At 58.5% G+C, this 24,218-nt stretch carries 26 protein-coding genes; 16 read left to right on the top strand and 10 right to left on the bottom strand.

The genetic code is table 11. The features are described 5' to 3' along the window. Nucleotides 1–23 precede the first annotated feature (23 nt). From NW858_RS06770 to NW858_RS06805, 8 genes are all read left to right on the top strand, one after another. Nucleotides 24–155 (top strand): hypothetical protein, encoded by a 132-nt coding sequence (locus NW858_RS06770; protein ID WP_414334869.1) that lies wholly within the window; start codon nt 24–26, stop codon nt 153–155. 101 nt (nt 156–256) lie between these two features. Beyond that, nucleotides 257–1,423 (top strand): glycosyltransferase family 4 protein, encoded by a 1,167-nt coding sequence (locus NW858_RS06775; protein ID WP_414334868.1) that lies wholly within the window; start codon nt 257–259, stop codon nt 1,421–1,423. A 114-nt stretch (nt 1,424–1,537) separates the two neighbouring features. Then, the gene (locus NW858_RS06780; protein ID WP_414520161.1) at nt 1,538–2,509 is read left to right on the top strand and encodes a circadian clock protein KaiA; all 972 of its coding nucleotides are present in this window, start codon (nt 1,538–1,540) and stop codon (nt 2,507–2,509) included. 1 nt (nt 2,510) lies between these two features. Beyond that, the gene (gene kaiB / locus NW858_RS06785) at nt 2,511–2,813 is read left to right on the top strand and encodes a circadian clock protein KaiB (RefSeq protein ID WP_414334866.1); all 303 of its coding nucleotides are present in this window, start codon (nt 2,511–2,513) and stop codon (nt 2,811–2,813) included. 28 nt (nt 2,814–2,841) lie between these two features. Continuing rightward, the gene (gene kaiC / locus NW858_RS06790; protein WP_414334865.1) at nt 2,842–4,467 is read left to right on the top strand and encodes a circadian clock protein KaiC; all 1,626 of its coding nucleotides are present in this window, start codon (nt 2,842–2,844) and stop codon (nt 4,465–4,467) included. A 140-nt stretch (nt 4,468–4,607) separates the two neighbouring features. Then, entirely contained in the window at nt 4,608–5,060 is a 453-nt protein-coding gene (locus NW858_RS06795) for a hypothetical protein (protein ID WP_414338758.1), read from the top strand. After that, nucleotides 5,029–5,643: a leucyl/phenylalanyl-tRNA--protein transferase gene (gene aat, locus NW858_RS06800; RefSeq protein ID WP_414334863.1), complete on the top strand. Its 615-nt coding sequence runs from the start codon at nt 5,029–5,031 to the stop codon at nt 5,641–5,643. The genes NW858_RS06795 and aat overlap by 32 nt, the downstream gene beginning before the upstream one ends. Before the next feature lie 102 nt (nt 5,644–5,745). Further along, nucleotides 5,746–6,246 carry a low molecular weight protein-tyrosine-phosphatase gene (locus tag NW858_RS06805; protein WP_414338761.1) on the top strand — a complete coding sequence of 167 codons (501 nt, stop codon included), beginning with the start codon at nt 5,746–5,748 and terminating at the stop codon, nt 6,244–6,246. Nucleotides 6,247–6,268: 22 nt separating this feature from the next. Here the strand turns inward: NW858_RS06805 and nuoK are convergent, their stop codons facing one another. The 5 genes from nuoK to NW858_RS06830 all read right to left on the bottom strand — a co-directional run bounded on the left by nuoK (nt 6,269) and on the right by NW858_RS06830 (nt 10,301). Next, complete coding sequence (gene nuoK / locus NW858_RS06810; RefSeq protein ID WP_414334879.1) at nt 6,269–6,574, bottom strand: NADH-quinone oxidoreductase subunit NuoK; 306 nt, start codon at nt 6,572–6,574, stop codon at nt 6,269–6,271. 79 nt (nt 6,575–6,653) lie between these two features. Further along, nucleotides 6,654–7,262, bottom strand: coding sequence for an NADH-quinone oxidoreductase subunit J (locus tag NW858_RS06815; protein WP_414334861.1), 609 nt, complete (start codon nt 7,260–7,262; stop codon nt 6,654–6,656). 119 nt (nt 7,263–7,381) lie between these two features. Next, nucleotides 7,382–8,728 carry a TPM domain-containing protein gene (locus tag NW858_RS06820; protein ID WP_414520162.1) on the bottom strand — a complete coding sequence of 449 codons (1,347 nt, stop codon included), beginning with the start codon at nt 8,726–8,728 and terminating at the stop codon, nt 7,382–7,384. Between the two features lie 324 nt (nt 8,729–9,052). Continuing rightward, nucleotides 9,053–9,880, bottom strand: a complete 828-nt coding sequence (locus tag NW858_RS06825) for a lipoyl protein ligase domain-containing protein (protein WP_414509221.1) — start codon at nt 9,878–9,880, stop codon at nt 9,053–9,055. Beyond that, the gene (locus NW858_RS06830; RefSeq protein WP_414520163.1) at nt 9,837–10,301 is read right to left on the bottom strand and encodes a YbjN domain-containing protein; all 465 of its coding nucleotides are present in this window, start codon (nt 10,299–10,301) and stop codon (nt 9,837–9,839) included. Before NW858_RS06830 ends, NW858_RS06825 begins: the two co-directional genes overlap by 44 nt. A gap of 123 nt (nt 10,302–10,424) precedes the next feature. Here NW858_RS06830 and NW858_RS06835 point away from each other — a divergent pair, with 123 nt between their 5' ends. Beyond that, nucleotides 10,425–10,781, top strand: coding sequence for a 2Fe-2S iron-sulfur cluster-binding protein (locus NW858_RS06835; RefSeq protein ID WP_414335870.1), 357 nt, complete (start codon nt 10,425–10,427; stop codon nt 10,779–10,781). 29 nt (nt 10,782–10,810) lie between these two features. After that, entirely contained in the window at nt 10,811–11,566 is a 756-nt protein-coding gene (locus NW858_RS06840; RefSeq protein ID WP_414520164.1) for a 5'-methylthioadenosine/adenosylhomocysteine nucleosidase, read from the top strand. Nucleotides 11,567–11,613: 47 nt separating this feature from the next. Here the strand turns inward: NW858_RS06840 and NW858_RS06845 are convergent, their stop codons facing one another. Both NW858_RS06845 and NW858_RS06850 read right to left on the bottom strand, forming a co-directional pair. Next, the gene (locus tag NW858_RS06845; protein ID WP_414335873.1) at nt 11,614–12,591 is read right to left on the bottom strand and encodes a PspA/IM30 family protein; all 978 of its coding nucleotides are present in this window, start codon (nt 12,589–12,591) and stop codon (nt 11,614–11,616) included. Between the two features lie 482 nt (nt 12,592–13,073). After that, entirely contained in the window at nt 13,074–13,892 is an 819-nt protein-coding gene (locus tag NW858_RS06850) for a hypothetical protein (RefSeq protein ID WP_414520165.1), read from the bottom strand. Between the two features lie 114 nt (nt 13,893–14,006). On the opposite strand from NW858_RS06850, the gene NW858_RS06855 reads away from it, so the two are divergent. The 4 genes from NW858_RS06855 (at nt 14,007) to lpxD (ending at nt 18,555) form a co-directional block, all read left to right on the top strand. Further along, a complete protein-coding gene (locus tag NW858_RS06855) occupies nt 14,007–15,269 on the top strand; it encodes a class I SAM-dependent methyltransferase (RefSeq protein ID WP_414427138.1) in 1,263 nt (420 codons plus the stop codon). A gap of 148 nt (nt 15,270–15,417) precedes the next feature. After that, nucleotides 15,418–16,899 (top strand): hypothetical protein, encoded by a 1,482-nt coding sequence (locus NW858_RS06860; RefSeq protein WP_414520166.1) that lies wholly within the window; start codon nt 15,418–15,420, stop codon nt 16,897–16,899. Between the two features lie 72 nt (nt 16,900–16,971). Then, nucleotides 16,972–17,490, top strand: coding sequence for a DUF4330 domain-containing protein (locus NW858_RS06865; protein ID WP_414336026.1), 519 nt, complete (start codon nt 16,972–16,974; stop codon nt 17,488–17,490). A gap of 15 nt (nt 17,491–17,505) precedes the next feature. Continuing rightward, on the top strand, nt 17,506–18,555 hold the full coding sequence (gene lpxD, locus NW858_RS06870) for a UDP-3-O-(3-hydroxymyristoyl)glucosamine N-acyltransferase (RefSeq protein WP_414348727.1): 1,050 nt from the start codon (nt 17,506–17,508) through the stop codon (nt 18,553–18,555). Between the two features lie 39 nt (nt 18,556–18,594). On the opposite strand, the gene NW858_RS06875 is transcribed toward lpxD, so the two are convergent. Beyond that, nucleotides 18,595–19,044: a DUF1499 domain-containing protein gene (locus NW858_RS06875; protein WP_414336030.1), complete on the bottom strand. Its 450-nt coding sequence runs from the start codon at nt 19,042–19,044 to the stop codon at nt 18,595–18,597. A 103-nt stretch (nt 19,045–19,147) separates the two neighbouring features. Here NW858_RS06875 and NW858_RS06880 point away from each other — a divergent pair, with 103 nt between their 5' ends. Together NW858_RS06880 and NW858_RS06885 are read left to right on the top strand one after the other, a co-directional pair. Continuing rightward, on the top strand, nt 19,148–19,843 hold the full coding sequence (locus tag NW858_RS06880; RefSeq protein ID WP_414336032.1) for a Uma2 family endonuclease: 696 nt from the start codon (nt 19,148–19,150) through the stop codon (nt 19,841–19,843). A 41-nt stretch (nt 19,844–19,884) separates the two neighbouring features. Continuing rightward, nucleotides 19,885–20,610: a Uma2 family endonuclease gene (locus NW858_RS06885; RefSeq protein WP_414520167.1), complete on the top strand. Its 726-nt coding sequence runs from the start codon at nt 19,885–19,887 to the stop codon at nt 20,608–20,610. A 41-nt stretch (nt 20,611–20,651) separates the two neighbouring features. On the opposite strand, the gene NW858_RS06890 is transcribed toward NW858_RS06885, so the two are convergent. Further along, nucleotides 20,652–23,345, bottom strand: coding sequence for a class I SAM-dependent methyltransferase (locus NW858_RS06890; protein ID WP_414520168.1), 2,694 nt, complete (start codon nt 23,343–23,345; stop codon nt 20,652–20,654). Nucleotides 23,346–23,381: 36 nt separating this feature from the next. Further along, on the bottom strand, nt 23,382–24,218 hold an 837-nt coding region (locus NW858_RS06895; RefSeq protein WP_414520169.1), incomplete at its 5' end, for a methyltransferase.

Genomic DNA, 24,218 nt, shown 5'->3' on the forward strand with positions numbered 1-24,218 from the left:
CATGAGGAGTGTGGGAGCGGATTATGTGGCGAGACGTTATTGGACTGGCTCTGGCGGCTACGCTGTTGTTGATCAGCAAAACGGCGGCCGATACCCTCGGCCAGAACCAAGAGCCAACTCATTCTGCTCCGCTGCAAGATCAGCTGCTGCAATAAAGTTGTGCTGCTGCGATCCCAAGCCGTCATTGCGTTGCCGTTTTGTGCAACACTCATCCTAAGAGAATCTGCAGAGCCTTTTCACTAGGCTTGGGATCCCGATGCGCATAGCCCTGTTTACGGAAACGTTTCTGCCCAAGGTGGATGGCATCGTTACGCGGCTTTGCCACACGGTGCGCCATCTGACGGCCCGCGGCAACTCGGTGCTTATCGTCGCGCCTCAGGGGGCGCCCAGGCGGTTTGCCCGGGCGCGGGTTTACGGGATCCCAGGCTTCCCCTTGCCTTTGTACCCGGAGTTGAAGCTGGCTGCTCCCGGCCCCGCCATCGGCAGGGTGCTCAACCGCTTCCGACCGGATGTGATCCACGTGGTCAACCCGGCGGTTTTGGGGTTGGGGGGCCTCTACTACAGCCAAGCGATGGGGATCCCGCTGGTGGCCTCCTACCACACCCATCTGCCGAAGTATCTGAAGCACTACGGGCTGGGCTTTCTGGAGGGAGTTTTGTGGAACCTCCTCAAGCTGGGGCACAATTTGGCGCGGGTCAACCTCTGCACCTCGACGGCCATGATGCAGGAGCTGAGCGCCCACGGCATCGAGCGGGTGCAACTGTGGCAGCGGGGAGTGGATACGGAGCTGTTTCATCCGCAGGCTGCCGACCCAGAGATGCGGGCCCGGCTCACGGCGGGTCAGCCGGAGCGGCCGCTGTTGCTCTACGTAGGTCGGCTCTCGGCGGAAAAAGAGGTGGGGCGGATCCGGGTGTTGCTGGAGCAGATCCCGCAGGCGCGCCTGGCTATCGTGGGCGATGGGCCGGAGCGGGGATCCCTGGAGCAACATTTTGCCGGCTACGACGTGGTGTTTACGGGCTATTTACAGGGGCAAGACCTAGCGGCGGCCTTTGCGTCCGCGGATCTGTTCGTGTTCCCCTCCCGCACCGAGACGTTGGGCTTGGTCTTGTTGGAGGCCATGGCTGCCGGTTGTCCGGTAATCGCCCCCCGCTGCGGCGGCATTACCGATGTGGTGGACAGCGGCCGCAACGGCTTTCTGTTCGATCCGGACTCCGACAGCGACTTTGTCCAGGCCACGCGGCAGCTCTTAGAGGGCACCGGGCAGCGGCAGCTCTTCCGGCAGCAGGCCCGGCAAGAGGCTGAGCGCTGGAGTTGGTCGGCGGCCACACAACAGTTGGAGGAGTACTACCGCACCGTCATCGCCGATGAGGACTCTGGCCGAAGAGCACAAGCGGGATCCGGCAAGAGCGCAGGCAGCGTCTGAACAGATTGCACACTCAGTGGAGCGGATCAGAGGATTGCTCCTTTGGCCCAACTCTGGCAGGTGAGCGGGGATCCCGGCCAGATTTAAGATAGGAATGCGTCTTCAGCCCTTGTCTTGTTGCCTGACCCCCACCCCCTGCGCATCAGCCTGTTGCTGGATTGGGAGCCGCCAGCAGAGGAACCTCTGGCTTGCGAGGAGTGGCTACCCCCGCAGCGTTTCGTCGTCGAGTGTTTTCAGGATCAAGCGGCCTTTCTAGAAGCCCTCAGAAAACAAGACGGCCATGTCGATTGCTTGGTGCTTCTGGTGGATCCCGGTCGGCTGCAGGAGTTGCACGATCTGGGTAATCAGCTCTGCGCCTGGGGGCTTCTGCTGCCGACTGTGTTGGCCATTGTGCTGGAAGAATCCCATCTGGAGACCGAAGAACACTCCTCTCGGGTAAAGGCATTGCTCAAGCGGGAGCAATTTTTTTACCACAATGCCACCCTTGTTCGTCCCATTTCGCCGCAAGAGCTGAAGGGACAGGCGCGGGCCGACTGTTCCGGATCCCCTTCCGTCTTAGAGCTGCTGGTGGATCGGGCCATCGCCTTGTTTCTGCAGATGTCTCCCACCTGCGGTCTCCCGCAGGGCCCAGTGCATCCCAGCGATCAGCCCTACCTGGCTTACAGCAACCAACAACAGCGACGGCTGGCGGAGAAACTGCGGGAACGGCTGGGCTATGCCGGAGTGTACTATCATCGTGACCCAGAGCTGTTTTATCGGCGCCTCCCACCCCACGAGCAGCGAGCCTTGATGCAGCGGCTGCGCGGCCTGTACCAAACCATTGTCCTGGAATACTTTCAGTCTCCTGAGACCGCCAATGCCCGCATCGACGAGCTGGTGGCCCTTGCCTTCTTTGCCGACATCGGCGCTGCTCAACTGCTGGAGCTGCACATGAACTTGATGGAGGACTTTGCCAAACAACTGAAACTGGAAGGCCGCAGCGAAGAGATCCTGCTAGACTACCGCCTCACCCTGATCGATGTGATGGCCCACCTGAGCGAAATGTACCGCCGCTCCATTCCCAAACCTGCCCCAAGGGATCCCTGATATGTCCACTCGCAAAGCCTATGTCCTCAAGCTCTACGTGGCGGGCAACACCCCCAGTTCTCTGCGTGCCCTCAGCACCTTGCAAGACATCTTAGAAAAGGAATTCCGCGGCGTGTACAGTCTGAAGGTGATCGATGTCTTGAAAAACCCGCAACTGGCAGAGGAAGATAAGATCTTGGCAACGCCGACCTTGGCCAAAATCCTGCCGCCACCGGTGCGGAAGATTATTGGCGATCTGTCCAACCGCGAGAAAGTGCTCATCGGCCTGGATCTGCTCTACGAAGAACTGGACGAAGAGACTTGAGACAGGCCACGAGGGCAAGGAGAATGGGATGAACCAATCATTGGGGCCTTCTGAGCCAGAAAAGCCACAGGATAACGCCGCAGAGGACTCCACCGAACCAACCACAGACAACCACCCAGCGAGTCTATCGGAGCTGCGTGGGATCCCGAAAAAACAGACGGGCATCGAGGGCTTTGAAGACATCAGCCACGGTGGGCTGCCCCTGGGACGCACCACCTTGGTCAGCGGCACCTCTGGTACCGGCAAAACTCTGTTTGCCATTCAATTCCTTTACAACGGCATCGTGAAGTATCAAGAGCCGGGGATCTTTGTCACCTTTGAGGAAACCCCCGCCGATATCATTCGCAATGCCTCCAGCTTTGGCTGGGATCTGCAGGCTCTCATCGACAGGGGCCAACTGTTCATCCTGGATGCCTCCCCCGATCCCGAAGGCTACGAGGTGAGCGGCAATTTCGACTTGTCGGCCCTTATCGAGCGCATCCAGTACGCCATCCGCAAATACAAAGCCAAGCGGGTCTCCATCGACTCGGTGACGGCCATCTTTCAGCAATACGACCCTGCCGGCGTGGTGCGGCGAGAGCTGTTCCGCCTGACGGCCCGCCTCAAGCAGGCCAATGTCACCACCGTCATGACCACCGAGCGCACCGACGAGTACGGCCCCATCGCTCGCTACGGCGTGGAAGAATTCGTCTCCGACAACGTGGTGATCCTGCGCAACATTCTGGAAGGCGAGAAGCGGCGGCGCACCATCGAGATCTTGAAGCTGCGGGGCACCACCCACATGAAGGGGGAATATCCCTTCACCATCACCAACGACGGGATCAACATCTTCCCGCTGGGGGCCATGCAACTGACGCAGCGCTCCTCCAATGTGCGCGTTTCTTCGGGTATCGAGAAGCTGGACGAGATGTGCGGCGGTGGCTTCTTCAAAGACTCGATTATTTTGGCCACCGGCGCCACCGGCACGGGCAAAACCTCGCTGGTGAGCAAATTCCTAGAGCGGGGTTGTCTGGATGGGGAACGCTGCATTCTCTTCGCCTATGAAGAATCGCGGGCGCAGCTTTCCCGCAACGCCTCCTCCTGGGGCATTGAGCTGGAAGAGTTCGAGCGGCAGGGCCTCCTTAAGATCATCTGCGCCTATCCGGAGTCGGCTGGCCTGGAAGATCACCTGCAGAAGATCAAAACGGAGATGATGGCCTTCAAGCCCTCTCGCATGGCCATCGACTCGCTGTCGGCGCTGGCGCGGGGGGTGAGCCAAAATGCCTTCCGCCAGTTTGTTATTGGGGTAACCGGCCTGGCCAAGCAAGAGGAGATCACCGGCTTTTTCACCAACACCACCGACCAATTCATGGGATCCCATTCCATCACCGAGTCCCACATCTCCACCATCACCGACACGATCATCCTGCTGCAATACGTGGAGATCCGCGGCGAGATGGCCCGCGCGCTCAATGTCTTCAAAATGCGGGGATCCTGGCACGACAAAGGGATCCGCGAGTACCTGATCTCCAATGCAGGCATCCAAATCCGCGATTCCTTCCGGGGCTACGAGCGCATCATCAGCGGCTCCCCGACCCGCATCAATGTGGACGAGAAAAACGAGCTTTCCCGGATTGTGCAAAACGTCCAGGCCCTCGAGGAAGAAGGGTTTTGAGTGGCCACTGCCAGAGGCGCCGTTTTCACTCCTGATTTCGCTACCGGAAAGGACATAGAGTGGAAAGCATAGGCAGTGGCTGTGAGAGTATGGCTCCTTCACAAAGACGGCGCCGGCGACTTCGATTTGGGATCTGGGCCATGGTGGTCATCCTGGCCGGGTTTGTGGGATCCCTGCTGGCGGGATCGGCACAGAAGCTGGGGGCACAGGCACAGCAAGGCCTAACTCAAGCCCAACTGGAGCAGGCTCAATATGTGCGCAGTTGTGGCAGTTGCCACGTGGCGTTGCCTGCCCAAGTGTTGCCCACCGAAACCTGGCGACGGCTGCTACAGGATCCCAGCCACTATGGCCAGCAGATCCAGCCCCTGAGCGGCGTGGCTTTGCAACTGGCCTGGGGTTATTTGCGGCCCAACTCCCGCCCTCTGCGACAAGGAGAACAGGTGCCCTACCGCCTGGCCGATTCTCGCTATTTCCGCGCCTTGCACCTGCAAGTGGAGTTTCCCACCCCTGTGCGGGTCAGTGGCTGCGTGGATTGTCACCCCAAAGTCAATGCGGGAGATTTTGCCAGTCTCTCGCCCCAATGGCAATCTTGAGGGGGCACAAGTGAACCTGGACGCCATTCTGGCCGGATACGCCCAAGGCTACTTCCTGATGGCCGACGAAGAGACGGGATCCCTAGCTTGGTACGGCACCGACCGGCACGCCGTGATCCCGCTCGACGAGCGATTCCACTGCCCCCGTTCGTTGCGGCCTTTGGTGCGCAGCGGTCGTTTCCAGGTGCGGATCAACGACGCTTTTGAGCAGGTGGTAGAAGGCTGTGCCGCTCGTACCCACACCTGGATCAGCCGTGAGCTGAAGCAGATCTACGCAGCTCTGCGCCGGGCCGGCTTTGCCCATAGCTTTGAAACCTGGCAGGGAGACACCCTAGCAGGCGGGATCCTGGGCATTGCCCTGGGGGCAGCGTTCATCGGCGAGTCCATGTTCTACCGCAGGCCCAACGGCTCGAAGGTGGCCCTGGTGAAGCTGGTGGAACACCTGCGGGAGCGGGGATTTCGCCTGTTCGACGCTCAGTTGATGAACCCGCACCTAGCCCGTTTTGGCGCCTTTCTCATGGATGGCCAAGACTACCTGAAGCTGTTGCAGCAGTGCCTGGAGATCCCTTGTCGGTTTGATTGAACCTGGAATTCCAAACACTGCAGCGGCTCCCGGTAGAAATGAACCACCAGATGGACATTGTTGTAGGGTTAAGAAGAGCTTTTTACTGCCGTTGAGATTGCCATGAGCCAAAAGCTGCTGTTTGTGTGTCTGGGCAACATCTGCCGTTCTCCTGCTGCCGAAGGGATCACCAACTACTTGCTGCAGAGCAGCGGCCACGAAGAAGCCATTATCTGCGATTCGGCAGGTACAGCCGCCTATCACATCGGCAGTCCCCCAGATCGCCGCATGCAACAAGTTGCCCAGCGCTATGGACTGGAGCTGCACGGCCAAGCCCGGCAAATTCATCCTTTGGATCTGCGGGAGTTCGACCTGATCCTGGCTATGGATCGGCAAAATTATCGCGATATCCTCAGCCTCGATCCCCAGAGAAGATATGCCGACAAGGTGCGCTTAATCTGTAGCTACTGTCGTTCCCACACCGATGAAGAAGTTCCGGATCCCTACTACGGGGGCGAGGCTGGGTTTCACTACGTGATCGAGCTGCTCTGGGACGCCTGCAGCGGCATACTGGAATCCCTGATCCCCGGGATCCAATGCCCGCCGCTGCCCAGCCGCACCTGAACGTAATCGATCAAGAAAACAACTACCACCTGAGCAGATTAAAGCTCTCCATGTCGATGGTGGCCCGGTTGCGGTAGATCCCCAACACAATGGCCAAGCCCACTGCCGCCTCGGCAGCCGCCACGGTGATGACGAACACCGAAAACACCTGGCCGCGAATCAAGCTGGAGTCAACAAAGTTGGAGAAGGCCATAAAGTTGAGGTTCACCGCGTTGAGCATCAGCTCAATCGACATCAACACCCGAATGGCGTTGCGACTGACGATCAAGCCGTAGATGCCGATGCAGAAGAGAACTGCCGCGACCACCAAGAAAAACTGCAGTTGCAACATCCCAAGAGGCTCCAGTGGATACAGATGAGAGGGGTGTGAGGAAGACCTTGAGCTGTATGGCCGAGAGCAGACAGCCTTAACGGGTGCTCACCAGCTCTGCTGGGCGTTCCGACTCCGATTCCAGCCGGGGCCGGGCCCGCTCCAGCAAGCTAAGATCCCCTTCTTGGGCTTGGGGGATGACAAACTCTCGACGCGCCAGCACAATGGCCCCGATCAACGCCATCAGCAGCAAAACAGAAGCCAGCTCAAACGGCAACAGATAATCGCTAAAGAAATGCCCGCCAATCACCAGAGCACTGCTCGTGGGCTGGATTGGCTCCAACTGCCAGGGGGTATTCAAGGCCATTGCCGTCAGGAGGGCAAACAGCCCCAAACACACCGCCGCCGTCACCCCATTGCGCAGCCAGCCCAGTTTCAGAGGAGCAAAGGTGTAGCGCCGGTTCACCAACATGATGGCGAACAGGATCAACACATTGACCGCGCCGACGTAGATCAACACTTGGGCGGCAGCCACAAAATCGGCATTCAAGAGAAGGTACAGCCCGGCCATGCTCAGGAAAACGCCCCCCAATAGAAAGCCGGAATAGACGATGTTAGGGGCCCAAACCACTCCCATGGCAAAGCCGATGGCCATTGCCGAGAGCACCCCAAAGGTAACCAGTTGCACGCCTTCTGCAAGGGTCATGGGATCTTCGTCCTTAACAAATCGCTATCGTTGCTCCCTTACCACTGTACTGCCCTGGCGGATTTAAGAGAAGCCCAACCCCCTTGTTCAATCGATAGAGAAATCTCTAGAGTTGGGTCTCACCAACTGCCGCCTGCTCCGCCGCCGTGGCTGCTGCCGCCGCCAAAGTCCCTATCTCGGTCTCTGGTGTCATAATCGCTGTCATCAGGCTCTTGGACTTCAACTTCTCGCTCCGTTCGGTATTGGCAGAGAGGGCAAGTCAAGGTTTCTCGTCTGAAGGTGTAGGGATAGATGTTTCTCCTAATAATCTCGGTTTGGAGATCAAGGGTAAGAGCTTGACACTGAGGGCAATAAAGGTGGCGATAAGATTTATTTTCGCGCACGACCACGGCCATCCCCTGACAGGCGGGGCAAAACCAGCCGTAGTAGCGGGCTCTGCGCCGGCTTTTGGCCAGGCGATGCGCTGGGGGAAGTTGCCCATCGAGAATTTGGGGCTGGATGGGGCGCATGGGCCGACCGCAGCTTTGACACACCACCGGCTGAAACGGGATCCCACGCTTCGAGCCCAAGATGCCGTCGGTGGTCACAACTGCCAGGAAGGGCAGCACCAGTACCAGCCAGTTACCGCTGGCCGACAACAGGAAAAGACCAAGGCAGAGGGAGCCAGAATAGAGAAGCAGGCGAACGGGGTCGCTCTGCAGCGAAGAGAAGGCAGCCATTGTCCCCTGCTCGCGGCGTGTCAGCGACAGGACTTTCGCTCCTCCCCGCTCGGCCTTGAGATAGACCGGCAGGCGGGAGCGCTGCCATCCCACTCCGAGAATGATGATCCCCAAGAGCAGCAGGATCCCTTCCAGGGAGCTTTGAGCAGCAGCCAGGGATCCCGTTCCAACCGCTCGAGGAACGGCTGCAGTGGAAAGAGAAGTGGAAGCTTGAGAAGCGGCTGAAGGAACCTCGGCAACCGGCTGCCCCTGCAACACTGAGGTTAACTGCCGTACTCCCGCCAAGGTGCCGCCATCGAAATCCCTATTGCGAAACTTGGGCAGGATCTGCTGGTCGATAATCTGCTGAACGCGGCTGTCGGGAAGGATGGTGGCCAAGCCCCTGCCGGTTTCAATTTCCACCCGCCGATCCCCTACCGAGATGAGAAACAACACGCCGTTGTTTTGGCCAGCCTTGCCAATACCCCAGTAGTTGAACAGTTGCGTGGTGAACGCTTTCGGCGTGGCATATCCCTGAGTGTTGGGTACCGTCACCACCGCCATCTCGGCACTGGTGCGCTGCTCAAGCTGGGTGAGGAGACGGTTCAGCTCGTTTTCAGTGCTGCTGCTGAGGATGTCGGCGGTGTCGGAAACCCATCCTCCATACTGGCGGCGGGGGTTGGGCACTTGTTCGAGGGTAATTGCCCAAGCAGGCTGCGGGATCCACAGCGATACACTGAGCAAGACTGCCGCCCAAACTTTTGGCATGGCTCACCTGGCTGAGCGCTGCCTTGGTTTTAGCACAGCCCCTTCGGATGGAGATGCATTTGCAACACGGAACTGTCTAGAGGCGTCTTGACAGCGCCTTTACGAGCTCGTTTGTGGACTGCGTAAGAATCCCCCCCCCCTTTAGGCGGTGGGAGTGTCAAGAACGCAACCACTTCCAAAGTTATCCCGAATACCAATGAGACGAACACCCCCTCACCCCTAACCCCTCTCCCAGAGGCACCCAAGCGCTCCGCGCCGCTCACGCGACCACCCCCAGCCCCTCTCCCAGAGGGAGAGGGGGGAAGTGGATCTTGCCGTTCTCTATCACTCAGGGTCAGCTATCCCCGCCGGATCCTCCCAGTGAAGCGGATCCGGCCAGGTTTCTTCTTGCCATTCCACCTCAAAGCACTCTTGGGCCATTTGGAGAAAATGTTCGATCAGTTCAGGGATCCCCGGCGCTGTGGGGCAAAGGTCGTACACGCCAATCACCTGAGAGCCGGGCAGGTATCGTTCCCACAGCTCGAAATTGGGCCGCAACAGCAGGGATCCCTGTTGCAGGATCCCCCAGGGTTGCCACAGTTGGGCGTTGCCCATCAGCTTTTTGCCCTGCCAGCTCAGATCGGCGCGGGTACGGGCGGCGAAGCAACTGACTTTGTTGTGGTAGCCCGGGTCTGGGGTTAGGCGGTTCTGGCCAGCAGGTCGGTCGTGAGCAGAAACGCGTGGATCCACCGCAATGCCCAGCGCCGCCAGGCCCTCTACCCAAAAGCGGCAGCAGAAGTCGTACACGCAGGCCCGCTGCAAACGGGGCAGCCGACGTTGGAGGTAAGAAAGGGGCAGCACCAAGCTGTAGGTCAGCTCCGCTGCCTCTTCAGCCGCCTGGTGCAACACCGCCCGTCCGCCGGTGGGCCGGCGCACCACTGGGATCCCTGGCGCTGAATCGGGCCAGGCCTGGTGCCGCCCTAGGGAGAGGGTGAGCCGATCCCAGCCGTAGAAGCGCAAACAGGGCCTGGGAGCATGGCGCAGCCGCTGCAAAAGCCAGGCATCTTGTTCCATCTGCCAGCCGCCAGGAGCCACGCGATAGGGCAGCCAAGCTCCCTGGGATCCCATCTCAAGTGGGGGGAAACTCTGCTCGCAGCGGCTCGTCGTACTCATCGGCCAGGCTGGCCACAATGGTGACGGCCCGCGAGATCTCGCCCGCACTGATCCCCTCGAGAGTGCGGTAGTGGTTGAGGATTACTTGGTTATTCCAGATGCAAAAACGGGCTTCCAGCGTGTCGCTCCAATTTTTCTCCAGCAGCTTCTGCATGAGCTTAGCCGGCTCCGCCACCGGCAGAGAGAGAACGGGAGACCACACCAACAGAGTATCTTCGGGGGATTCGCCGCTCAGGTGGACGAACACTTCCGCAGTGCCGTAGGTGAATTTCCAGGTGTGACCCTGCTCGTGGTTCTCGTAGGCGGCATCTTCCTTGAGGCTGGAAACCACCGCCGAGACGACCTCAACATAGCGAACAGGTTCCTCCAACACCGGAAAAACCTCTGGAGAACGGTCAATGAGCGGCTCGCTGTAGGCCATGATCTTTCCCCTACTCCCTGTCTAACCACCTTAACTATACTGCCTAGCCCTCCCACCTACCTGCCATGCTGCCGGATCCGGCTCAGGCCAGAATAGGACTGTTCGCGGTTAGGAAGGTTGCCTATGCCCCAGATTGACGTTCAAGGACGCACCCTCACTTGTGAGGCGGGCGCCAACCTGCGCCAGGTGCTGCTGCAAGCCGGGATCCCGCTCTACAACCCGCCGGCTCATATCCTCAACTGCCGCGGTCTGGGCACCTGTGGCACCTGTGCCGTACAGATCGAAGGGGCTGTTTCCCCCATGGGCTGGCGAGAACGGGCCCGCCTGTCTTTGCCACCCCACCAACTCCCGTCCACTGCGGCGGCCCAGGGCGGCAACGGGCTGCGCTTGGCCTGTCAGGTGCAGGTGCTGGGAGATCTCAAAGTCACCAAATGGCCGGGCCTGTGGGGACACCGGATCCCGCCCGCCTCTCAAACCTAAGGATTCTAAAAAAACCTGAGGGAAGCCCTATGGAAGCTCCATCCCACCCCTCCCAAAAGGCTGTCGGCATTGTGGGAGCCCTGCCGGAAGAAGTGGCCATGCTCACCCAAGCAATGGAGATCCATTCTGTCCATACCCATCTGGGGCGGCAGTTCCATCAGGGATCCCTGGCCGGACAACCGGTGGTGGCGGTTCAAGGAGGGGTGGGCAAGGTGCGGGCGGCAACTACGGCAGCCCTGTTGGTGGCCCACTTCCCTTTGCGGGGCATCATCTTTACCGGCGTGGCCGGCTCCTTGGCCGATCACCTACAGATGGGAGATGTGGTGCTGGCCCACACTGCCATCGAGCACGATTTCGGCACCGGACGGCCCGAAGGCTTTGTCCTGGGGATCGACTTTATTCCCGAGCTGCGCCACCCCCTGGCTGAGGCCGACAGTGCCCTCTACGATTTAATCGTGGCCCACCCGGAGCGGATCCCTCTCCACCCTCTGCAAGGTCGGGATCCCATCATTTATCAAGGCTTGGTGGCCACCGGCGATGTGTTCGTGGCCGACGCCGAGCTGCGCCGCCAAATCCGCGAGCGCACCGGGGCTCTGGTGGTGGAGATGGAAGGGGCGGCTGTGGTGCGGGTGGCACAAGAAGCCGGGATCCCTTGTCTGCTGGTGCGCTCGGTCAGCGATGCAGGAAACGACGCCGATTTCTTGAGCTTCTTTCAGACGGCGGCGCTCAATTCGGCGGCAATCGTCCACACGGTTCTGCAAAGCCTGCCCCAGACCTTGCTGTAGCCCGGCTGGACAGAGCAGAGGAGGAGTTGGGCTTGGCCGCGCTCACGTCAGTTGTTCATCTCCCGCTCCAGCTTGGCCATCGCGATCTGGCTTTCCAAGCGGGAAATGCCCTCGCGGATAGCTGTCGCCTGGGCCTCAACCTCGTCCAGGGAGCGACGAACCGCCTCTGCGGCACTCATGTGTTGGTTCCGCTGAACCAAAGCCTGGCGCGCCAGTTCGTCCTGGTCATGTTGGCTGGCCTTCTCGGCTCTGACAAACCAATCCTCAGCCTTTTGCAGCAGTTGATCGTACTGCCGTTCCAGTTGTTTGCAGCTGGCCAGCGTTGTGGCCAGGCTGCGCCGCAGTTGTTTCAGATCCCGCTCCATCTGGCGGATGCTCGCGTTTTTCTGGCGAGGCTTTTTCCACAACACTTTGCTCAGGCCCACCATCACCACTGCTGTGGCAATGCCCACGCCCGCTGCCGCTGCCGGGTTTTCCCGCAGGAAGGAGCCGTCCAAAACGTTGGATCCCGCAAAGGCCGAGGTTTGCGCGGCTGTCTCCCGAAACTCCCAGGGCATCACCGGATTGCGTTGCTGCCAAAAACCTCGGCGCGCCGCCTGGGCCAATTCTTGAGCTTCCAGGTAGCGCTCCCGGTTGGCCCCGTACAAAAAGCGCTCGTAAACCGCCGCCTGCCCCTGGCGCAACATCTCCAAATTCACCAAGCCCTCAGAGTTGTACACCTGGGCAATGTGCAGCCCTTCCGGCGTGACGTAGAGGGTATCCACCTGCACCAGGGATCCCGGCGGCAGCAGGCTTTGCAAAGCCTCTTGTGAGAGCCGCCCCCAGCGTCCCTGCGTCAGCTCCGGCGCATCCACATAGGCAAGGCGAAAACGGGTGGGCCTGCCGTTCAAGTCTGCCCAAAAGGTGTCCCCATCCACCACCGACCGTACTCGCGCTGTCGCGGAAGATTGGGCCGCTGCAGGGAGGACAAACCAAGTGCCCGAAAGGACAGCCGCCGTCATCAGGAGAGAAGTTCTTGAGGCCATGGGGATCACTCCTAATTGTGCAGAACAACAAAAGTTAAGAAATAATAAGAAATGGGGAGGCTGCGGGAACCCGCCAAAAGCCTGAGGCGTCTTCGCAGACTGGCAGAAGCAAATGGGCTGCTGCTTCCTCGGAAAGAGGCGCCAGAGCCAATAACTCACCCGCGTCAGAGAAAGCAACTTCTCCGACGCGTAGCTTGCCCTTCTGCAAAAGTCGGCTCCCAGGATGAGAATTTGGGTTAGAGTCTAGCTCACCTCTTGGGGCAACGTCACAACCCTAGATGGCAATCTTTGTCCAGTTAGCTTAAAGAGTTTCCCTGACTGGTTCCCGCCGCGGGTGGCACGGTGGCAGCACGCTGAGACCTCTGTACCAACAAGTCTGGGAAGCGTGAAGCCCGTACGCTATCGGTTCGCGCAGCGTGCTGTAAGCCATGTTGTGTTGACTCAACGAAGATGAGGGTCGGGAGTGCGTCACTCGATTGGAATCACAGGCGCAAGCGGTAGGGCTCTTCCTCAAGTCCACTGGGCAGAGGCGGCGGGAGAATCTCGATCTCGCCCGTGGGCAACGTGCGCAGCACCGTCCCCAATTGGGTCAGTTGTTCCAGAACAAACTGGCGGGTATCCCGGTCGCTGGTGGCGTTAAACACGCTTAGCCAGACATCGAAGCGGGAGCGGCGGCTGAGGGGGCTGCGGGCGATGTTGTCCCCCAGTTGGCGAAAATCGTCACCGGGCAAGCCCACCTGTTCCCGCCAGGCGGCGGCTTGGTAGTAGTCGCGGCGGCCCGCTTCCGCATCCCCCAAAAACATGAAGTTGATCAGGGCGCGATCCACGTAGAGCCGCCAGGCATCGGGGTTGTTTTGGGGGTTAAACTGCTGCAGGCCGCGATCCAAAATCTCGACGGCTTTTTCCGGCTGGCCGGCCTGATAAGCCAACACCAAGCTGGAGAGGCGGTAGCCCAAAAAGAAGTTGGGATCCAGCCGCAGCATGTGGTCGAAGTACTCGTAGGCAAGGCCGTAGCCGGTTTGGGCGCGAGCAGGGGCGTCGCCGTAGTACTGGATCAGCTCCAGCCACAGCCAGGAGGCGCCCAGGTTGCGGTAGCCCAGCCAGCCCAGGGTGGTGGCCAGGGCAATGTTGCGGTTTTTGCGGGCCTCGGCATTTTCCAGGGCCTCTAGATTGATTCGCTCCAGCATCGGCACCTGCAGCCGTACCACCAGGATCCCGCACAGCAGCGCCCCGCCCACGGCGGCCAGGGTGCCTGTCAGGGAGAAACGGGAGCGGCGACGGGGCAAAGCAGCAGCAGTCATGGCCAGTTCTCAGCAGATCTCTATTGCTCGGCAGCGCCGCCGCGACCAGCGGCTAGACTCAATCATAGCGATGGCCTTGCTTCTCTCGATCTCCCTTGCACTTTTCCCCTGCCGATGACCAGATCTGCTCTCTCGGCTGCAGACCGGGCCCTCAGCCTCTACGAGGCCCTGCCCTACCCCAATGTGCCCCTCTCCCAGTCGGCCCGCAATGCCTTGGGGGAGATGTTCAAGATGAGCTATACCACCGCCCAGTACCTGCGCACCCACATGCTCGTCCCGTCAGAGGGCAAGGTGATGCTTAACGCCGGCTGTGGCTCCGGCTGGGAGACGCTGATGATGGCGGAGGCCAATCCGGGCGCCCAGATTGTGGCTTGTGATCTGTCGCCGGCTTCCGTCAAGCTCACCGAGGAACGCCTGCGCCGCCACGGCTTCACCGATGTCCAGTGCTACGTCCTCAACGTGCTGGAGCTGGATCGCCTGGGGATCCAGTTCGATTTCATCAGCCTGAACGACGTTCTGTATTTGTTGGCGGATCCCACTGAGGGCTTGCGGGCGATGAAAAAGGTTCTCAAGCCCGAGGGCATTATTCGCGCCAATCTCCACAGCCGCCGCCAACGCCAGGTGTTTCTCCGCCTGCAGGAAGCTTTGCAAAAGGTGGGGCAATTCGACGTCCCGCCAGCAGTAGGCGCCAAGAACGTGCGGGAATTCATGGGATCCCTGCAGGAAGAGGTGGCCAAGGCAGTGCTGTGGAACCCGGCCAACTATACCGAAGACGCCGCCATCCTGAACAACTATCTGCTTGCCAACGACAAGGGATTTACGATCCCCGAGGTGTTTGGCATGTTGCAGCAGGCAGGGTTGGGCTTTTTAAGCCTGGTGGATATGCCCGACTGGTCGGTGGAGTCTCTCTTTAAGCAAGTGCCGGAGTTTGTGCGGCAACGGCTGGAAACCCTCAGCGTTATGGAGCGGCTGCACCTCTACGAGCTGATCCGGCCTGCCCATCGCCTCATCGACTTTTGGGCCGAGCACGCCGGCTCTTCCCTGGTGCTGCCTTGGACGGATGCGGATTGGCTGACGGGATCCGTGCAGTTTAACCCCCTGCTGATGGACAATACCCGCTTCCACCAGGAGTACAACAAGGCCCTGCAAGAGAACCGCCCCTACGAAATGCAGTGGACAGGGGCCACCCACGGGCGGATCAGCATCCCTGCCGAGAAGGTGAGATGGCTGGCTCCGCTGCTGCAGGGGCCGACTCCGGTGGCAGAGCTGATTCAACGGGTCGTCGAGCTGGGATCCCTGACGAAAGAACAGGCAACCGACGAGGTGTTGACCTTCCTGACGGCGTTGGAAGACTTTCTCTTTGTCATGCTGCAGTAGAGCCGTTTACCCGTTCCCGCTCCAGCCCAGCTCCCCTCTCCCTCTGGGAGAGGGGGCGGGGGTGAGGGGGCGGGGGTGAGGGCAGTGGCCCCAAGCGCCTGAAAGGTGCCTTAATCTAGTTTGAGATGTCGAGAACTGTACGACCCGGATGCCTGCCTGGCCGGCACGTCGTTTCTATGCAGCTCTGCAGCAAGGGTTTTCCCAGCCTCTGGATCGCTGGGTAGCCGGGATCACCCTCTGCAACTTGGCGATTGGGGTGATCTTATTTTTGCTGGGCAACCATACGGCCCCCTATGTGCGGGATTTCAACTGGCAACAGCAGCGGGTGGGATCCCAGGAACTGCAGATGGTGCTGACCTTCAACCGCCCTATGGATGCGGACAGCGTTGCGGCCAACTTGGAGATCCAGCCGCCTCTGCCGGGCCGGATGCGCAAGCTGGGCCGCCGCTTTTTTTGGACGCTGACAGAGCCGGCCCCCTACGGCCAGACCTACCGGGTGCGCCTGCAGGCAGCCATGGATGAGCGGGGCCAGCCCATGGCCCGGCCTTTTGAGGGGGAGTTTCGCACGCCGGATCGGCAGTTGTTGGGGATCGGCACGGAAGCAGACCAACGGGGGCGGCTGTTGCTCTTTAACCTGGAGACGGGATCCACCACTTTGCTGACGCCGGCGGGGCTGAAGGTCACCCAAATGCAGCCCAGCGCCGATGGCCGCTTCGTCTACTACTTTGCCACCGCCACCAGCCTGCAACACCAGGATCTGTACCGGCTGGATCTGGAGGATCAGTCTTCCCAGTTGCTGTTGGATCACCAGGGCTACCAGAACCTGCGCTTCCAGGTCTCGCCGACAGGGGAGCTGGTGGTAGCGGAGCGGATCCCCCTGCAACGGGATCCCCTCGCCCCTGTCCAGACGGAGCTGTGGGTCCAGAAAAGGAGACAGGATCCCTTTGAGCGTCTGGAGCTGGACACGGCTTTGGGGGGAGACTTTTTCATCAGCCCTGACGAGAGCAGCCTGCTCATCTCCCAGGGGCAGGGGGTGGGGATCGTGCCCTTGCACCCGCGGGCGGCAGCCGAGAGCTTTTTGGCCCAGTTCGGCCAAACCTTGGCCATCCGTCCCGACGGGGCTTTCGGGGCTTTGCTGCGCTTCAATCCCGACTACACCCGCAGCCTCTTTATCGTCAGCAATACCGGCACCAGCGAGGAGATTTGGGTTACCGAGGGATCCGTAACCAAAGGAGCTTTTTCGCCGAGGGCACCCGTCTTTTACGGCTTGGTCAGCGAGGCCGAGTTTGTTGGTGAGGGCGCGTTGGAATCTCTGGCCTACACCGAGTCCCCCCGCTTGCTGGCAGTGGTGTTCGGCAGCGGGAGGGCGGGCAAGACCGTAGAGGTGGGGCGGGCCGACTACCCCTTTGAGCTGGACTTCAGCCTTTCCCCCGATGGGCGCATGCTGGCCTACACGCTTTTGGAGCCCTTGCAAGAGGAGATTCCGGATCCCTGGGCTCCCCTCAGCCGCAGTGGGCAAGCCATCCGGAGCGCGCAAGTGTGGTTGCTGGACTTGCAAGATGGACTGCCGCTCCCCAACAGCCGCCGTCGCCTGCCGCTGAGCAGCAGCGCCTTGGCCTGGATCCCTTAGGCCAAGCAGGAGAGGCCACCTGGGGAGCAAACCTGCCTAGAATCAAAACAGTGTGTTGGAGGAGAGGGGGCTATGCGGCTCATTGACGGACAGGGACGTCTTTTGGGAAAAGTCAGTCTCCTAGATCTGGGGGCGCTGGCGATTGTGGTGGCGGCCATTGTCGCCGTTTTGTTTTTGCCAGGGCGGCAAGCGGGCAGCGTCGTCCAGGTGGGGGGCGGCCCTACCCTGCCGGTGGAAGTGGACATGATCGTGCGGGGGGTCAGCAGCCGATCCCTGGAACCCTTTCAAGTGGGTCAGAAGGCTGACTTGATCATCCGCAACCAGCCCTACGGCCAGGTGGAAGTGGTGCGGATAGAAAATGTCAGCCGCACGGTTCCGGTGGTTTTCCCCGATGGACGGGTCGAGAACTTGCCTGACCCAGAGTCCTACCGCTTTGATCTGGTGTTTACCTTGCGGGGACGGGGCCAGCGGACCGAGAACGGCATTGTCCTGGGCAACAACCGCGTCAAAGTTGGCGTTCCCCTGGAGCTGGAGACTTTTAGCTACAACTTGCGCGGCACTGTGATGGATGTGCGGCTGTTGCAATCGTAGAGGACACCAACCCTGATGCGGCTACAGGAGATCGCCCAAAAATTGGGATGCGCCTACGAGGGGGATCCCACCCTCGAGATCCACGGCGTAGCTAGCCTGGCGGAAGCTCGCCCAGGCGAGTTGAGCTTCCTCAGCGAAGACCGCTACTTGCCCCTCTTGGAGCAAACCCAAGCCAGCGCCGTCATCGTGGGCGAATCTATAGCTTTACCTCGCCCCATCCCCTGCCTGCGGGGCAGGGATCCCCGCTTGCTCTTTGCCCAGGCCATCGAGCTGTTTTACCAACCCTATCGCCTGCCCACCGGGATCCATCCCACAGCCGTGATCGATCCCAGCGTTGAGTTGGGAGAGGGGGTGGCCATTGGGCCGCATGTGGTGGTGATGGAAGGGGTGAGGATCGGCGACTACACCCAAATCCACCCCAACGTAACCATCTACCCCTACGTGCGGATTGGATCCCGGTGTCAGCTTTTCGCCAACTGCGTCATTCACGAGCGCACGGAGATTGGCGACGATTGCCTCATCCACAGCGGCGCTGTGATTGGCGACGACGGCTTTGGCCACATTCCTCTCCCCGATGGCTCCTGGCGGCGCATGCTGCAGGCGGGCCGGGTGGTGCTGGAAGACGGTGTAGAAGTGGGCAGCAACACCACCATCGATCGGGCCGCCGTCGGGGAGACCCGTATTGGCCGCGGCACCAAGATCGACAACCTGGTGCAGATTGGCCACGGTGTGCGCACGGGATCCCACTGCTTAATCGTCGCCCAGGTGGGCATTGCCGGCAGCACCCAGTTGGGCCACCACGTCATTTTGGCCGGGCAATGCGGCCTGGCCGGCCACCTGCACATCGGCAATGGCGTGCGTGTGGCCGCTCAGACGGGCGTTACCAGCGACATCCCTCCTGGCCAAACAGTGGCCGGCTACCCCCATCAGCCCATTGCCGAATGGCGCAAGAGCATGGCAGTTCAGCGACATTTGCCTGAGCTGCAGCGGGCCCTGCGCAAGCTAGAAGCCCGTGTGGCCAAGCTAGAAGAGAACCATGCAACAGAGGAATCGGAAAGACCCTAGCCAGGAGTCATCCACCTTTCTCACCCCAATGGCGGTGCTTTACTCCTGTGACAACAAGGACTGCAGAGTGTTCAGGTACTCGTTGATGTTGCGCCGGTTGCCGCCGAAATCGTATTCCCCAATACGGCCCACCGAAGTGATGTGCAGACGAGTATGGCCGGGATCCCCTTCGATGGGCGATAAGGAAACCGTCAGATCGTCCACGAACTTAAAAAAGTTGGTGCGGGAGATCCCTTTCACTTCCAGCGCCTCGGCATTCACAGACAGCAGCTCGCCTCGCTTCCAGACTTGAAAAGCCTGTTCAGCCGCCTTCAACACCTGCTCTGGACTGGCTGCAACCACAACCTCCTGTTGGGCGCGGTTGTAAGGGGATCCGCCCAGAGTGGCTGCTTGCACAGGGGGGATCCCGCCTGCCCAAGCAAAAAGCAGCACTGCCAAGAGCACCAAAGGTTTCCAGAAAGACATGAGAGCAGGAAAAGAGGTTTGCACCCTCCATTATGCTTCCTTTTCTAGAACGTTTTTCCCCTTCCACTGCCAGGTTTGCCTATGGGCTAGCCTATAGCTCAATCAACTCACCCGACCTGCGTGCCTCATGTTGGCTCCAGAGAAAGTCCAAGAAAAGACAACTCCCCTCACCCGCCAGCAACTGGCGGAGCTCATGCCCTCGGCCCAGGGGCTGCTCAGCGATGAACCGGAAATGGAACACTCCCTCCACGCCCTGCAGCTTTTGATTCTGGTGAGCTGCCTCACCCGCCTCTGGCAGGATCGCAACGACTACTTCCTCGCCTGGAACCTCACCGTTTACTACAGCCGAGAGCAACTCAAAAGCAAAGACTTCCGCGGCCCAGATCTGTTTTTGGTCAAAGGGGTAGAAAACCGCCCCCGCCCCTCTTGGGTGGTGTGGGAAGAAGGGGGCAAGTACCCGGATTTGATCGTCGAGCTGCTTTCGGAATCAACAGCCAAGGTGGATCGGGGTGAGAAGCGGGAGCTTTACGAAAGGGTTTTTAGGACACCCGAGTACTTCTACTTTTCTCCCGAAACGCAGGAGTTTATGGGTTGGCGACTGAGGGGGGAACAGTACGAGGAGATTGAGCCAACGGAGCAGGGGTGGCGCTGGAGCGAGGTGTTGGGGCTGTACCTGGGCATTCACAACCGGCAACTGCGGTACTTTTTCCCCAATGGTGAGCTGGTGCCCACACCAGAAGAAGCCGAAAAGATCGAACGGCAACGGGCGGAGCGCCTGGCCCAAAAGTTGCGAGAACTGGGAGTGGATCCCGATACTTTGTAAAGAAAACTGGCCAGCCCAAAATACCTATCGGAGAACTGGCAATGACCAACCCCAAGCCGATTATTGAGGTGCCGGATCCGGTTAATCTACCCGACTGGCCCCCTACCCAAGACGAGCTCCCCTACGACGACGGCGTACCTATGGAAAGCTGGCGACACAAGTGCCAGATGGACTTGCTCATCTCCGTCACCCAAACCTGGCTGCAGCAGCGCCCTGATGGCTTTGTCAGCGGCAACATGTTCCTCTACTACAGCTTGGAGCAGACCCGCAGCCGCAATTTCCGAGGGCCTGATTATTTTGTGGTGCTGGGAGTGCCCAAGGGCGAGCGCAAAAGCTGGGTGATCTGGGAGCAGGGCAAAGGGCCAGACGTGGTGATTGAGCTTCTTTCTCCCAGCACTGCCCAGGATGATAAGACAAGCAAAAAGCAGCTTTACGAGCAAATTATCCGGGTGCCGGAGTACTTTTGGTTTGACCCGTTTGAGCCGGAGGACTGGGCGGGGTTTCGGCTGAGGGGCGACCACTATGAGCCGATTGAAGTCGATGCAGAAGGTCGCCTGCCGAGCGCAGTTCTGGGACTGTACCTGGTGAAATGGGAAGGCAGGTTTCGGGACATCGAAACCACGTGGATTCGCTGGGCCACTTCTTCTGAGGAACTGGTACCCACCGAGGTCGAACTGGAGCGGCAACGAGCCGAGCAAGCCGAACAACGGACGGAGCGTCTGGCCCAAAAGCTGCGGGAACTGGGGGTGGATCCCGATGCACTTTAAAGCCTCCCCCCCTCAAGAGGGTTGAGGATAGGCGGCAAATCCTACTGAGCAATCAACAAAACAGGCAGCTTCTGGACAGCTGACCGTAGTCCTTTGGGAAAACGCTCCCGCTTCAGAGGGTAGCGGTAGTTCATATGCTGAATCAGCCTCTCCCACTGCCAAGGGTTCAAGCCAGACACCACAGAACAAAGCGGCTCCTCAGCTACTTCCTCTCCTTTCTCCATAAGTTTGAGGATTACATTCCCCGCCGCCATTTCTAGTGTTTGATTGGCTAGCTGTGGATCCGGATCCCCTGGCAAAATAAGAGCATAGTCTTTTGGATTTGGGCTTAGCAAGATCTGCTCCAGCAGCTTCTCCAACTCCTGCACAAGCTGCTCCGCTTCTAGCTCCCAGTAAGGGAAAAGAACGACGTTAAACTTGCTCAGACGGATCCCTTGCGGAAGTGTAGCTTCTGTTAAGCTATCTCTCACTACTGGCAGGTTCTCAGCCAGGCTCACCCAGACTCCGGTATAGTCAATACTATGTAACCGAAAGAAAGCCCCAATTTCTCGTTCAAAGTCGTGGACAGCTTCTCGACATCCCTGCCAATGTCCGTAATCATCGATTTGGATAAATCCTTGGGAGTTAACCTGCTCATAAAGATTCTGAAAGATATCCATTGTGGACTGGTACCAGTCAGCGTCCGCGTGTAGAAAAGCGATCTCGCCTACCTGGTCACGGTAAGCTGGCAATGTGTCAGCAAACAGTCCTTGAACAGGAACAATGAGATCCCAAACTCCTAGTTCCCTGCTGATTACCTCCAAGTTCTCCGAGACAGGAGCCCCCAAAGCTCCAGCTCCATAGGGAGTATCATTGGCAAGAAATCCTCTGTAATCTCGGTCTACTTCTGTTGGCTGAGGCATTCCTGAGAAGGTGTCGAAAGCGTAGACTTTGCGGGGTCGGCGGCTGTAGTTTTTGATCACCCAAGCCAGCAGTGCAGAGCTGCCTCCTCTGCAAACGCCACACTCAACAAAGTTCCCAGGGATGTCTTCTTGGCAGACTCGCTTGGCTAAGGTGTAGAGATTCCAGAGACGCTCAAAGCCCAAAAGGGTAAAGGCCTTAACCTTTTCCAAAACTCTCAATAACTCAAGGTTGCATACCGGGTATCCCTTCAAATGCTCTGGTAGTGTCCAATCAACAGCAGGATCCGGAATATGCTCCACAGGCTGGACGTTACCCCGCCAAGCGACGCCCATGATCTGCATGGTTTGGTAAATCATCGTGTTCCAGCCTCGAGCCCTTAGGTGGTTTAAGCCCTCAGCTACATCCGGTGAAGCAAGGTCATGAAAGAGAATTAGAGCATCTTCAGCAGCGTAGCGGTCTGCCACCTGAGCATCTAGCAGAGGAGCTGGCGCGTCATGATTTCCATCGATGTAGATCAAAGACCAGCGGCGGTTCTTTTCCCGAGCAATCTCTTCTGCCTTCTCTGGGCTGTAGCCGGGATACAGGTTGACATTGGAGCGAACTCCTGCCAAGCGGAGAGACTGATCCACACTTTCATAAATCTGAGGATTGGCCAGAGCAGGATCCACTACATCAAGAACAACTCCTCCCGATGCAAGGTGAGCAGTTGACCAACCTAGCCAACACCCAATCTCCAAAGCAGGTTTTCCTTGGAACTTAAGAGCGGTATTGTACAAGATATGTGCTTCATCTCGGCTAACAAAGCCAATAAGAGGTTGACGTAAGTCTGCGTGCGAAAGATGGGGAATCTCTTTTCGCAAGTAGGGCCAAGGGTGAGAGCTTGGATCCACTACAGTCATTAGAGGGAAGCTATAGTCAAGATGTATTCTCCTCTGGTTATTCGATACATAGTCATATCTTTTAATCGGGAGAGAGTTCTTGCCTGGATATCGTAAGCTGGCTTCAACCTTAAAACCTTCAGTTGTAAGTACAATATGAGTTGGTCTTGTCTTAGCATCGGCCGTAAGATGTACAATCCCTATTGGTTCGTGAGGCGGAAAAGGATCCACCCATAGCCTCTTTTGAGGATCCCATAAAGGTAGCTGATAGTGAGCCAACCAATTACAATTGAGTGGTAGAAGCTCAACTCTATCCAAACCTAAATCCTTGTAGATAGAAACATTTAAAGCAAACTGATCCGTCCATAAATCGAAGCATCTGAGGATAGCTTGCTCTACTCTTTTTCCCCATGCCGACCAGTGAATAGATTGTCTAGCTCCGGAGAATACACCAGCGTTCAGCAATGGCTCTATATCTAGACGATTAAACTCGGTGTGATGGAAGTATTTGTGGTAGTGCCAGGTTATCCAGGTTTGCATCCAGAATCTGTTGACATGCTTAGCTACTAACTCGGTAACTATTGAAAATCCTTTTCTTTTTGCTCCTAGGGTGAGTAGCTCAATTGCAGACCAATCTTGGAGCCAAGCGTCTGCGTCAATCCAAATATAAACCTCGTAACCTGGAAAATACTCAGGTAAGAATGGCCTGGATGCCAGAGCTTTAAGGTAGTTAGGTTGGCTGTTACTACTTGGGATATCGTAATTCCAACCTGGCTCAATAATATGGTCAACGTACTGACTTATCCACTGCAACTGCTCTAGCGTGCAGCCTGTATCGAGAAATCCAATGTCCACAGAATACCCCTGCGGCTTTTCCCGGATAGAGAGGATAGTCCCCTGGACTAACTCAAAAAACTTGCTGTCTGCGCTTGTAACAACGATAGTTGAGTTCATGACTTTCGCATCTCCTCTCTTTTCAAGAGTCTACTCCTAAGCTCTGCGCAGATAGCAGAGGGATCCTCTTTGACCAGCTATGATCTCCCCCTGCCAGATCATGTGAGAAGGATCCAGCATCTGGTCAATCCGCTTGCGGTCTTGCTCCGAGCCAAACTCCACATAGATAACCTTGATGCCCTTGAGCCATGGCTTCAAGCTAGTCAACACCTCCACCCCCTGCCCACCTGTTGCCAACCTCAGTACATCGATGCGCTCCAGACCTAGCTCCTGCAAGGCTGTCTTAGCTTCTCGAAAAGCCAGCACCTGCTCCACTCCCCACTCTGTTTGAGAGTCTTCTGGCCAGAGACGACGAGTCTTATAGCCATCCTTTCCTGCCAAGCCCACTGGATGCACATGGCAGTTGCCCAAACTCAGAGCATTCTGCTGCAGCAGGTGTAAGGCCAAGGGATCCATCTCAAAACAGTGAATGGCCGCCTGCGGATGAAATGTTCGGAAGCAGGCGCTCGCTACCCCCACTCCGGCTCCGACATCCACCACCAACTTAACCTCTGGAAGTAAGGAAGCAGTTGGCTCGTAAAGCCGGCTGAGGTTGGCGACCGTCTCCCCATACTCAACGCCTTCGTACCCTCGTAGCCAGGCTGACGGAGCAGAACTGTCCTTTTGGATTAAGTCAATGAGAAAAGTTTCTGTGATTCTTCCTGCATTGGCAAAGACGAGCTGATGATCTTCTCCTAAGACAAAGGCAAAGCTGGCTTTGAGGGGCTGCTTCAGTCTCTGGAGATCCTCAACCGTGCACACAGCCACATCAAACACTGGCCAGCTTGCTGGCTCTCCTGTTAGCTCATGCACCCGCTCAGCCACGCCCCTCTG

It is taken from the genome of Synechococcus sp. H55.10 (genome assembly GCF_047502715.1).
GTDB lineage: Bacteria > Cyanobacteriota > Cyanobacteriia > Thermostichales > Thermostichaceae > Thermostichus.